Source organism: Kutzneria sp. 744 (assembly GCF_000568255.1).
Taxonomy (GTDB): domain Bacteria; phylum Actinomycetota; class Actinomycetes; order Mycobacteriales; family Pseudonocardiaceae; genus Kutzneria.
Genome location: NZ_KK037166.1, coordinates 1,137,672 through 1,147,611, shown reverse-complemented (window position 1 = coordinate 1,147,611; position 9,940 = coordinate 1,137,672). Strand labels below are relative to the sequence as shown.

Sequence of the window (9,940 nt, the reverse complement as noted above, 5' to 3'; positions counted from 1 at the left end):
GCCGCCGAGCGGGCCCGTGCCGACGCCGTCGCCGCGAACAAGTCCGCCGTCGAGGCCGCGCAGGCCGCCGCCGAGGTGTTCCAGTCCGCCGTCGCCGCCGCGCAACGGGAGGAGAACGCCCGCCGCAATGCCCCGCCGCCCCCCACTGGCGGCGTGGACGGCGGCCTCGACTGCCCGCCCACCTGCCTGCCGCCGGCCCAGCGCCAGCCCGACAACCCGGCGTGGGACCAGGCGATGTCCCTGATGTCCGGTCAGATGGCCGACAACCCCAACAGCGACCTCGCGAAGAGCATCCGCGGTCTTTTCGGTCCGTGCCAGGGCTTTCGCGACTGCCTGTTCAACGACCCGGTGGCCCGGCAGGAGTCCGGCCTGATCATGATGGCCATGCAGTTCAAGACCGGCGCCCCGTGGGACCACAAGGGACCATTGGTGAACATCCTGCGCGCCAACGGGTTGCAGGGCTACTACTTCACGATTCCCGGCACCGACGAGAAGCTCAACTACGACTTCTGGTCCAACCTGCACTACGGCTACGTCGCCGCGTCCTGCGGGCTCAGCGAGGACGCCGTCGTCAACGGCGCGCACGCCTACCAGATCCTCAGCAAGATCGTCGAGGACAACCACTGGGGGCCGAGCAAGGAGGCCGCCATCCGGGCCGGCGCGCGGCTGTGGAAGCAGCACCCCAATTCCGCCGACATGCGGGACCCGAAGATCATTCTCCAGGTGATCCGCGACAACAGGAACGTGTTCCGGCAGGACCACCCGGACGAGCCGACCTACCTCATCCCCGCCGGATGACCGCGCGCCTCGCGCGGGCGGCCGTCGGCCTGCTCCTGTTGTCCGCGCTTGTGGGCTGCAGTTCCCGGTTTGTCTACACCCACTCGGCCGACGACGGCCCCGTCGCCGGGCCGGCCGTCGCGCTGGCCCATGACCACCGCCTAGGCCCCGACGGCTTCGGGCAGCTCCGCCTCGGCATGACTCTTGACCAAGCCGTCGGCACCGGGCAGGTGAGCCGGACCGCGACCGGCGACTTGCCTGGTTGCCGCACCGCTGTCGAGACCGGTGCGACGCCGGCCCGTGGCGGCGGCGTCTGGGTGTCCGCCAAGTACGGCGTGGCCAAGATCGAGGCGTACGCCGGAGTGTCCACTCCGGAGGGTGTGGCCCTCGGCGCCGGCCTCGACGACGTCCGCCGCGCCTACCCGGACACCGTCGAGGAGACCGAAAAGGACATGGCCGACGGTCGCATCGAGATGGACGACCACTACCGCGCGCCCGTTCCCGGCAACCCGGCCGCCGCCTACCGCTTCTTCGTCGACGCCCACGACCATGTCGACGCCATGCTGCTCGTGCTGGCCAAGCAGGACTGCGACGTCGGCTACCCGAACTAGCCGGCGATCGCCCCGGCCAACAGCTCGCGGCGGGCGAAATCCACCAGCAGTTCCCGCATCACCGTCACGGTGACGGCCGGCGAACCGGTGAGCACCTGGATGGCCAGGCCGTCTGTGAGCGCGGTGAGCCGCAGGGCGACCTGGTCGGCGTCGACGTCACGGAAGACGCCCTGCCGCAGCCCGCGGCGCACGATCCGCACCACGGTCTCGCGCCAGCGGGCGTAGAACTCGCTGTGCACGGGGCGCAGTTCGGGGCGGATGGCGGACTCGGCCCAGTACTGGAGCCACACCGACCACTCGTCGCGGACCGGCCCGACCTTGGGCAGCTGCATGTCGATGAGCTTGAGCAGACGCTCGTAGGCGTTGTCGATCTGCCGCAGCTCATGGCTCTGCCGCTCGAAGGCGTGCTCGACGCAGTGTTTCAGGGCCTCGGTCAGCACGTCGTGCTTGCCCGGGAAGTAGTAGTGCACCGTGCCGGTGCTGGTGCCGCAGACCTTGGCGATGTCGGCGATCCGCACCGCGTGGTAGCCGCGCTCGGCGATCAGCCGCCAGGTGGCCTCCAGGATCGCCTCACGTCTGTCCTCGTCGGCACGGGTCATGCCGGCCAGCCTAACTGACGCGCCAGTCAAATGCACCCATTGCCCTTGACAGGGCCTGTTTACTGATCCTGACTGACGCGTCAGTCAGATGGGAGGTCGACGGTGAGCGGTGTTCTCCGGCCGGACGTGCACGCGGGCCGAGTGGCGGTGATCAGCGGCGGCGGCACCGGCATCGGCCGGGCGGTCGCGCTGGATCTCGCCGCCGGCGGGGCGCGGGTGGTCATCTGCGGCCGCCGGGCCGAGCCGCTGGAGGCCGTGCGCGACAAGATCGTCAAGGCCGGCGGGCAATGCCTGGCGCTGACGGCCGACATCCGCGAGGACATCACGAGCGTGGTAGACGCCGCGATGGCCGAGTACGGGCGCGTCGACATCCTGGTCAACAACGCCGGCGGCCAGTTCGCCGCGCCGGCCGAGCAGATCAGCCCCGGCGGCTGGCGGGCCGTGCACCGGCTGGCCGTCGACGCTGCCTGGGCGTTGACCCGCGAAGTCGCCGTCCGTTCGATGATCCCCAACCGTTCCGGGGTGGTCTTCTTCATCGCCTTCTCGCCGCGCCGAGGCATCCCCGGCATGGTGCACGCCAGCGCCGCCCGCGCCGCGCTGGAGAACCTCGCGGCCGGCCTCGCGCTGGAGTGGAGCCGGTACGGCATCCGGTCGGTGTGCGTGGCCCCCGGCACCATCGCGACCGAGGGCCTCCAGGAGAACTACACCGACGAGGACCGCCGGCGCTGGGCCCAGGCCGTGCCGCTCGGTCGCCTCGGCACGCCGGACGACGTCGCTGGTCTGATTTCCTTCCTGGCCTCGGACGGCGGGGCCTACGTCACCGGGACAACAGTTGTCGTCGACGGCGGTGCGGACGCCTGGGGCGCCGGCTACCCCGTGCCGGAGGTGGAGGCGTGAGGAACCTGGACCCGCTGTTCACGCCGCGAGCGGTCGCGATCCTCGGCGCCAGCAACGGCGAGACCAAGTACGGCAACTGGATCAGCGTGCAGGCCCTGCGCATGAGCCGACCCGTCTACCTGGTCAACCGCCGCGGCGAACCGGTGCTGGGCCGACCCACCTACCGCGCCATGGCCGACATCCAGCAGCCGGTCGACTGCGTGGTGATCACCGTGCCGGCCAACGGTTTCGAGGCCGCCGTCGACGACGCCCTGGCCGCCGGGGCGACGGCGATCGTCGGCATCACCTCCGGCTTCGCGGAGCTCGGCGAGGAGGGCCGCGCGACGCAGATCGCGGTGGCGGACAAGATCCGCGCCGCCGGGGCCGTGCTGCTCGGGCCCAACTGCCTCGGCGTGCTGGACACGACCAGCGACCTGTACCTGGTGTCGAACCCGCTGCCGTCCGGGCCGGTCGGGCTGGTGTCGCAGAGCGGCAACATGGCGTTGGAGCTGAGCAAGTTCCTGGCCGACCGGGGCCTGGGCTTCTCCCGTTTCGCCTCGCTCGGCAACCAGGCCGACCTCTGCGCCGCCGACCTGATCCGCGCCTACGCCCACCACCCGGGCACCGAGGTCATCGCCGCGTACTGCGAGGACTTCCAGGACGGCCGCGCGTTCATCGCCGCCGCGGCCGAGGCGGTCTCGGCCGGCAAACCCGTTGTCCTGCTGACGATCGGCACCAGCACCGCCTCCAACCGCGCCGCCCGCTCCCACACCGGCGCCCTGACCAGCGACAGCGCCGTGATCGACGCCGCCTGCCGGGCCGCGGGCGTGGACCGGGTGCGGAGCCCGCGCGAGATGGCCGATCTCGTTGCGGCGCTGCATCGGCACGGCTCGAAGCCGGCCCGGCGCGTGGCGGTGATCGCCGACGGCGGCGGACACGCCTCCACGGCCAGCGACATCGCCGACGCCAACGGCCTGATGGTCGAGGAGTTCCGGCCCTCGCTGGTGGCCGCGCTGAAGGCCGACCTGCCGCCCTCGGCCGGCGTCGCCAACCCCGTCGACCTGGCCGGGGCCGGCGAGCAGGACATTGCCTCCTTCGCCCGCACCATCGACCGGGTGCTGTCCGATCCCGACATCGACTCCGTGCTGGTCACCGGCTACTTCGGCGGCTACGGCGACTACGGTCCCGAGCTCGCCGCCCGGGAGATCGCCACCGCCACCGTGATGGCCGAGCACGTCCACCGGCACGGCAAACCCCTGGCCCTGCACACGATGTGCTCCGACAGCGCGGCCGCCGCCGAACTCCGCCGCAACGGCATCGGCGTGTTCCGGGTCGTCGACGACGCCGCGCGGACCCTGGGCATGCTGGCCGACCACGCCGACCGGCACCCCATGACCCGGCCCCTGCCGCACCCCGCCGAACCCGTCACCGAATGCGGCTACTGGGACGCGCGCGAGTTGCTCAAGGTCGGCGGCCTCACCTTCCCGGCCGCGCGACTGACAACAGATGTTGTCGCCGCCGCCGAGGACATCGGCTACCCGGTCGTGCTCAAGGCCATGGGCCTGCTGCACAAGTCCGACGCCGGCGGTGTCGCGATCGGACTGTCAGACCAGGACTCAGTGACAGCCGCGCACAAGGAAATGGTCGCCCGCCTCGGCGTGACCGAGTACTGCGTCGAGGCGATGGCCGACACCGCCGGGGGAGTGGAGCTCATCGTCGGCGTGCGAAGGGATCCCCGCTTCGGGCCGGTGCTGATGGTCGGCCTCGGCGGCGTGTTCACCGAGATCCTCAAGGACGTCACCTTCGCGCTCGCCCCGGTCACCCCGGCCGAGGCCGAGACCATGCTCCGCACCCTCAAGGCGGCCCCGCTGCTGCACGGCGCCCGCGGCCGCAAGCCGGTCGATCTCGCCGCCACCGCCCGGGCCGTCGCGGCGATCGCCGAAGTCGCCGCCGCCCATCCCGAGATCGCCGAACTCGAAGTCAACCCACTGCTGGCGACGCCGGGCGGCTGCCTCGGCCTAGACGCCCGGATCGTGCTCGCACAACGCTGAAGGAGATCCACCGTGGAGTTCGCCTACACCCCGAGGCTGGCCGAGCTGAAGCAGCGCGCGGCCGACCTCACCGGCAAGATCATGCAGTACGAGGACGCGTGCGAAGCCGACAACGGCCTGTCGGCGGCGGCACTGGACGCGATCCGCCAGGACGTACTGGCCAGCGGGCTGCAAGCCGTCAACATGCCGGCCGACTGGGGCGGCGCCGGCCTGACCGTGCTGGAGCAGGTCGTGGTGCAGGACGAGCTCGGCAAGCTCACGAACGCCTTGTGGGACACCGTGTGGCGGCCGGCCAACTGCCTGCGGGCCTGCACGCCCGAGCAGCGCGAGCGCTACCTCGTGCCGGACATCCTCGGGCGGCGCCGGGACGCCGTCGCGATCACCGAGCCCGGCGCCGGCTCCGACCCGTCCGGCATCGAGACCACGGCCACCCCGGACGGCGACGGCTACCGCATCAACGGCGAGAAGTGGTTCGTCACCGTCGGCGACGCCGCCGACTTCCTCATCGTGCTGGCCCTGGTCGGCGACGCGCCCACGTTGTTCCTGGTGGACAAGGACCTTCCCGGTGTGTCGGTCAAGCGCACCCCGCGCTACACCCACACCTTCGTCTACGAGCACCCGGAGTTCCTGTTCGAGGACGTGCGGGTCGGCGGCGACGCGGTGCTGGGCGGCATCGGCAACGGCTACGACCTGACCCGGGACTGGTTCACCGAGGAGCGCCTGATGATCGGCGCCCGCACCATCGGCGCCGCCGAGCGCGCGCTGACGCTGGCCTCCGAGTGGGCCTCGCAGCGGATCCAGGGCGGCCAGGCGCTCATCGAGCACCAGCTGATCCAGGGCATGATCGCCGACTCCGTCGTGGACATCGCCACCAACCGCGCGCTGACCCACCAGGTGGCGTGGGAGTTCGACCAGGGCGGGGACCGGAAGTTGTTGCACGCCAAGGCGGCCACCGTGAAGCTGGCCGCGTCCGAGGCGTCCAACCGGGTCGCCGACCGGGCGGTGCAGATCTTCGGCGGCCGCGGCTACATCCGGGACTACCCGGTGGAGCGGCTGTGGCGTGAGCTGCGCGTGGACCGGATCTGGGAGGGCACCTCGGAGATCCAGCGGCTGGTGATCGCCAACGAGGTGGCCAAGCGCGGGCTCACCGGCCTGCTGTCCTTCGCCGGCCCCAGGTGATCGGCGACGTCGAGGTCACGCGCGACGGCGATGTCGCGGTGCTGACCCTGCGGCGCGAGGCCAAGCTCAACGCCCTGTCCCTGCATCTGGAGTCCCGCCTGCTCGACGCCGTGCGGTCGGATGCCGTGAAGGCCAGCCGAGCTGTCGTGATCACGGGCGGGGACAAGGTTTTCTCGGCCGGGGCCGACACATCAGAGCTGCGGGAGATGACGCCCGAGGCGATTGCCGAGTACTACAGGGAGAGCGGCGCGGTGTACGAGGCGGTGGCCGCGCTGCCGCAACCGACCGTCGCCGCGATCGCCGGCTACTGCCTGGGCGGCGGCTTCGAGCTCGCGCTCGCGGCCGACCTCCGGGTCGCCGACGAGACGGCCGTGTTCGGGCTGCCGGAGGTCGGGCTGGGAATCCTGCCCAGCTCCGGCGGCGTCACCCGGCTCGTCCGCGCCGTCGGACCGGCCCGAACCCGGGATCTCGTGCTGCGCGGGCGTCGAATGTCAACTGTTGAGGCCCACTCGTGGGGCCTGATCACCGAGGCCGTGCCGGCCGGCGAACATCGGTCAACGGCCCTGAACATCGCCCGTGAACTGGCCGGACAACCTCCGCTGGCGGTCTCGGTCGCCAAGCGGGTGATCACGGCGGCCACCGACGCTCCCCGCGAGACCGCGCTATTGCTGGAGCAACTGGCTTACGCCACGCTCAACCGCATCGGTTGAGCCGGGCGTCCGAACCTGGGGGACGCGCGCCTTCCGCCACCACGGCGACTCAACGAGGAGAACAGGCATGGCGGCCAAGCCACCCACCATCGTCCGCGACGACCACCGGCCCGTGCTGGGCATCGAGGCCCGGTCCATCGACTACGTGCCCATCGCCGAACGCCACGGCAAGGTGTGGCACCTGTTTCCCGTGTGGTTCGCGGGGGACGCCCACCTGGCCACCATCGCGACCGGCATCATCGGCGTCGCGCTCGGCGGCAATCTCATCTGGACCGCGATCGCCGTCGTGCTGGGCAACGCCTTCGGCACGTTCTTCATGGCGTTTCACTCCACCCAGGGACCGCAGCTGGGGCTGCCGCAGATGGTGCAGTCCCGGCCCCAGTTCGGTTTCATGGGCGCCTTACTCGTGTGGGTCGTCGCGCTGGTGACCTACGTCGGGTACACCGGCTTCAACCAGATCCTCGTCGGCTCCACCATGCAGCACCTGGTCGACTTGCCCAAACCGATCAGCTACATCGGTTACGCCGTGATCGGCGTGGTGCTGGCCATCGTCGGCTACGACTTCATCCACAAGGCCTCGCGCTGGCTGACGTACCTGATGCTGGTGCTGCTCATCGTGTTCACGATCGGGCTGCTGGCCGCCGGTCCGTTCAGCGCCACCCAGCTCGACCTCGGGGCGTTCGCCCTGACCCCGTTCCTCGTGCAGTTCTTCACCGCCGCCGTGTACCAGCTGTCGTGGTCGATCTACGTCTCCGACTACAGCCGCTACCTGCCCCGCGACGTCGGCGTCCGGGCGTCGTTCTGGTGGACCTATCTCGGCGCCGGCGTCGGCGGGGCGTGGATGATGCTCGTCGGCACCTTGGCCGCCAGCCTGTTTCCCAAGGCCGACACCGTCGACGCCGTGCTGTCGGCCGGCGACAAGGTGTTTCCCGGCTTCGGCCTGGCCTTGTTGATCGGTTCCGTGCTGCCGCTGATCACCATCGGCACTCTCAACTTCTACGGCGGCAGCCTGACCCTGCTGTCCTGCGTCGACTCCATCAAGCGCTTCCGGCCCACCCCGATGAAGCGGGTCTACGCCCTGATCGTCGTCGGCGTGCTGGCCACCGCCATCGCCTTCGCCTCCAACGACACGTTCCTGGAGGACTTCGAGTACTTCCTCACGGTCCTGGGCTATCTGTTCACGCCGTGGACGGCCGTCAACCTGGTCGACTTCTACGTCGTGCGCCGCGGCCACTACTCGATCCGGGAGATCTTCAACCCGCACGGCATCTACCGCCGGTGGAGCTGGCGGGGCCTGGTCGCCTACGCCGTCGGCTTCGCCGCGATGATGCCTTTCGCCATCGTCGGCGACCTCCAGGGCCCCGTGGCCCGGCTGTTGGGCGGCGCCGACATCTCCATGCCGATCGGCCTGCTCGTGGCGGCCGGCCTCTATCTCGTCCTGTGCCGTTCGCTCGATCTCACCGCGGAACGGGAACGCGTGGCGATAGCCGACGCCGGACTCGACCCGGACGCTTAGATCGTTCCCTCGAAGGAGTGAAATCCGCCGATTCGCAGCGCATTTGTGGTCCCAATGCCTGCGTCTCGGCGGATTTTCTGCTTACCGTGCACGCATATCGACACCGTTTCGCGCACAGGAGGGTCGGAAATGAACAAGGGGCAGCTGATCGAGATGCTCGGCCTGCGGCTCGGCATGGAGAAGAAGATGGCGGCGCAGGCCGTCGACGCCATGTTCGACATCATCGTCCGCAACGTCAACACGGGCGAGAATGTCACGCTCACGGGCTTCGGTGTGTTCGAGAAACGCGCTCGGGCGGCCCGCACGGCCCGCAATCCGCGCACCGGCGAGTCGCTGCGGCTGCGCCGGACCAACGTGCCCAACTTCCGGCCCGGCATGCTGTTCAAGGAGGTCGTGGACGGTACGCGCAAGCTGCCCCGCGTCACTGCGGCGGCGGCGAAACCCGCGGCCCGGCCGGCGGCAAAGGCGACCGCTAAACGATCGGCGACCAAGCCCGCGGTTAGGGCGACCGCCGCAAAGGCGACCGCCACCCGTTCGACCAAGACCACGGCAAAGGCGACCACGACGAGGTCCGCCGCCAAGCCCGCGGCGAGGGCGACCGCCGCCAAGGCGTCGACGACCAGGGCGATGCCGGCGAAGAAGACAGCCGCGAAGACCACCCGCACCGCCGCCGGAAAGGCCACCGCCAAGGCCACCCGCCCGGCCACCAAGAAGGCCGCGACGGTGAAGAAGACCGCGGTCGCCAAGAAGGCGACGAAGGCGAAGCCGGCCGCCAAGAAGCGGGCCAAGCGCTGATCGCCGGAAAACCCGGATAGGAACTCGAGTCGCGAGTCGGCCTCGGAAGTCAGCCCTCCCGGCTGGCGTCCGGGGCCGACCCGGTAGTTGTGTCGGCAAGTTGATCCGAGTGGTGGGTCCGGGAAGTTGACGCGGCGGCGGAGCGTGGGTCCCGGTATTCAACTTGCGGGCGTCAACTTGCAGGGCGAGTCGTGACCCAAAGTGTCAGGTCGCGGCGGGGCGGCTGCGCAGCGTTATGATCGACCAGATGTTCCTACCGTCCGGCGAACGCATTAGCCCGGGTGCTTCCGCCTCGAAACGGTCGAACCCTAAGGTGAGCGGCGCCACAAATGTAGGAAGCGATGGGGTGTTGAACCTGTGACGAGTGGTCCCGGTCCACGCGGAGCACGCCCGAGTTGGTGGCGGCCGCGTGTCTGGCACCGGCTGGCGCTGATCGGACTGGCGTTCACATTACCCCTGGTGACCTCGACGTATCTGCTGATGGTGAACAACGGCCAGCGCATCGAGTTCAGCCGGAACGAGCTGCGGGGACTGGACTACCTGCGCCCGCTGGAGGCGCTGCTGACCGACCTCACGGCCGACAAGACGCAGGACCGCCTGGCCGCGACCGGCCAGCCCGGCGGTGGACAGGTGCAGGCGGCACGCGCCCGGGTCGACGCCGACTTCGCGGCCCTGACGGCGATCGACGCCCAGGTCGGCGACGACCTCCGCACGACCGGCGCGCAGCTCAACGCGACCATCCTGCCGGCCACGCTGGCCAAGAACTGGCACAACTGGGAGTCCGGCCAGCACGACGCCGGCACCGACGACGCCTTCCACACCCAGC

Annotated in this window: 10 protein-coding genes; 9 read left to right on the top strand and 1 reads right to left on the bottom strand. The window is 70.3% G+C overall.

Features of this window, described 5'->3' with window-relative positions; translation table 11 throughout:
- Both KUTG_RS04945 and KUTG_RS60765 read left to right on the top strand, forming a co-directional pair.
- The coding region (locus KUTG_RS04945) for a polymorphic toxin type 44 domain-containing protein (RefSeq protein ID WP_043715230.1) at nucleotides 1–798 on the top strand (798 nt) is incomplete at its 5' end.
- Nucleotides 795–1,388: a hypothetical protein gene (locus tag KUTG_RS60765; RefSeq protein WP_043715227.1), complete on the top strand. Its 594-nt coding sequence runs from the start codon at nucleotides 795–797 to the stop codon at nucleotides 1,386–1,388. The genes KUTG_RS04945 and KUTG_RS60765, both read left to right, overlap by 4 nt.
- Here the strand turns inward: KUTG_RS60765 and KUTG_RS04935 are convergent.
- Nucleotides 1,385–1,987, bottom strand: a complete 603-nt coding sequence (locus KUTG_RS04935; RefSeq protein ID WP_043715225.1) for a TetR/AcrR family transcriptional regulator — start codon at nucleotides 1,985–1,987, stop codon at nucleotides 1,385–1,387. The two genes, KUTG_RS60765 and KUTG_RS04935, sit on opposite strands and share 4 nt — an antisense overlap.
- 102 nt (nucleotides 1,988–2,089) lie before the next feature.
- On the opposite strand from KUTG_RS04935, the gene KUTG_RS04930 reads away from it, so the two are divergent.
- The 7 genes from KUTG_RS04930 to KUTG_RS04900 all read left to right on the top strand — a co-directional run.
- Nucleotides 2,090–2,884 carry an SDR family oxidoreductase gene (locus KUTG_RS04930; RefSeq protein WP_043715222.1) on the top strand — a complete coding sequence of 265 codons (795 nt, stop codon included), beginning with the start codon at nucleotides 2,090–2,092 and terminating at the stop codon, nucleotides 2,882–2,884.
- A complete protein-coding gene (locus tag KUTG_RS04925) occupies nucleotides 2,881–4,914 on the top strand; it encodes an acetate--CoA ligase family protein (protein WP_043715220.1) in 2,034 nt (677 codons plus the stop codon). The genes KUTG_RS04930 and KUTG_RS04925 overlap by 4 nt, the downstream gene beginning before the upstream one ends.
- Nucleotides 4,915–4,926: 12 nt before the next feature.
- Nucleotides 4,927–6,093, top strand: coding sequence for an acyl-CoA dehydrogenase family protein (locus KUTG_RS04920; RefSeq protein ID WP_043715217.1), 1,167 nt, complete (start codon nucleotides 4,927–4,929; stop codon nucleotides 6,091–6,093).
- Entirely contained in the window at nucleotides 6,090–6,803 is a 714-nt protein-coding gene (locus tag KUTG_RS04915; protein WP_043715215.1) for an enoyl-CoA hydratase/isomerase family protein, read from the top strand. Before KUTG_RS04920 ends, KUTG_RS04915 begins: the two co-directional genes overlap by 4 nt.
- A 67-nt stretch (nucleotides 6,804–6,870) precedes the next feature.
- Nucleotides 6,871–8,319, top strand: coding sequence for a purine-cytosine permease family protein (locus tag KUTG_RS04910; protein ID WP_052393980.1), 1,449 nt, complete (start codon nucleotides 6,871–6,873; stop codon nucleotides 8,317–8,319).
- A 129-nt stretch (nucleotides 8,320–8,448) separates the two neighbouring features.
- Nucleotides 8,449–9,114: an HU family DNA-binding protein gene (locus KUTG_RS04905; RefSeq protein WP_043715212.1), complete on the top strand. Its 666-nt coding sequence runs from the start codon at nucleotides 8,449–8,451 to the stop codon at nucleotides 9,112–9,114.
- 459 nt (nucleotides 9,115–9,573) lie between these two features.
- Nucleotides 9,574–9,940, top strand: a 367-nt coding sequence (locus tag KUTG_RS04900) for a hypothetical protein (protein WP_043715210.1), incomplete at its 3' end; no start/stop codon positions are given.